General features: G+C 58.6%; 1 pseudogene. It reads right to left on the reverse strand.

Annotation, left to right across the window (positions count from 1 at the left end):
- Positions 1 to 221 precede the first annotated feature (221 nt).
- Positions 222 to 1,032, reverse strand: a pseudogene (locus ABTU92_RS28335) (IS481 family transposase); the annotation flags it as partial.

A 1,032-nucleotide genomic window follows, 5' to 3' on the forward strand; every position in this document is an offset into this window, starting at 1 on the left:
TCTTGGATCGGCTCTGAAGAGCTTACCTGATTATTTTTTACGATAGGCGGCTTTTGCCTGTCGAGCAATCCCGTCTGTCGACGCCCTGCAATTGCTTAGGGGTATTTCTGAAGTCGCGTCCAGAGACGATCTTTGACAGGGCATACGGGTCCTGATTTAAGGTTGGATCACTCGCGAGGCTCCTGGGTCGCTTGACAATGAAAGCGCTGATCCAGCTGTTTCTACGTGTTTGGTCCCGGAATGAGGTGGCGAGGATCGATTTTGAATCGGGAAGAGTCTTTCGTCCAGGCCTCGCAGATTGCCTCGAAGGGCGTTTTCCACCTGATCGCCTTCAAGTGTTTGGCGAAGTTGTAGGCTTTGACGAAGGCCAGGATGTGCGCCTTCAGGCTATCGAGGTCGGAGTAGTGGAAGACCTTGACGGTGGCGTCCTTGATGGTCCGGTTCATCCGTTCGGCTTGGCCGTTTGTCCACGGATGATAGGGCTTGGTCAGGCGGTGATCGATGCCGTGCTCTCGGCAGACGCGGTCGAAGACGTGCAGGCTGAACCGTGCGGTGGGGCCTGAGCGGTTCTTCGGCAGGTCGGCGAACGTGATGCCGTTGTCGGTCAGCACGGTGTGGATCTTGTGGGGGAAGCTTCGACGACGTTGCGCAAGAAGGCTGCAGCGACGAGCTTCTTTGCCTGTTCATGGAACTCGACGTAGGTGAACTTCGACACCCGATCGATAGCCAGGAACATATGGAGCTTGCCTTGGGCCAGGCGCAGTTCGCAGATGTCGATGTGAACGTAGCCGATCGGCGTCTCGGCGAACCGTCCTCGCTTCGACGCCGATTTGTCGCTGTCCGGCAGGCGGGAGATGCCGTGCCTCTCGAGGCAACGGTGAAGGCTCGAACGGGTCAGCCGCGGAATGCTCTCGCGCAGGCAGCCGAAGACGTCGTCGAGTGGCAGCAGAGTTCGCCTGCGGAACTCGACGATCATGGCCTCCTCGACCGGCGTGAGGACCGTGCTGCGGGGATTGTCAGGCGACACGACAA

This window comes from Rhodoplanes sp. SY1, from assembly GCF_046000175.1.
Taxonomy (GTDB): domain Bacteria; phylum Pseudomonadota; class Alphaproteobacteria; order Rhizobiales; family Xanthobacteraceae; genus Rhodoplanes.